General features: G+C 52.9%; 1 other annotated feature.

Going from position 1 to position 310, the window contains the following annotated elements:
* Positions 1 to 5 precede the first annotated feature (5 nt).
* Positions 6 to 310: a sequence feature (16S ribosomal RNA rRNA prediction is too short), on the top strand.

Raw genomic sequence — 310 nt, 5'->3', positions numbered from 1 at the left:
CATGCAAGTCGAACGGAGAGCTCAATAAGCTTGCTTAGAGAGTTCTTAGTGGCGGACGGGTGAGTAACGCGTGGATAACCTACCTAGTAGACCGGGACAACCCTTGGAAACGAGGGCTAATACCGGATAAGCTTAATCGGTGGCATCACTGATTAAGGAAAGATGGCCTCTGAAGATGCTATCGTTAGTAGATGGATCCGCGTCTGATTAGCTAGTTGGTGGGGTAAAGGCCTACCAAGGCGACGATCAGTAGCCGGCCTGAGAGGGTGAACGGCCACACTGGGACTGAGACACGGCCCAGACTCCTACG

This window comes from Desulfitobacterium sp. LBE, from assembly GCF_007830365.1.
Classification (GTDB): Bacteria; Bacillota; Desulfitobacteriia; order Desulfitobacteriales; family Desulfitobacteriaceae; genus Desulfitobacterium; species Desulfitobacterium hafniense.
This window is presented reverse-complemented; position numbering and strand designations above follow the sequence as displayed.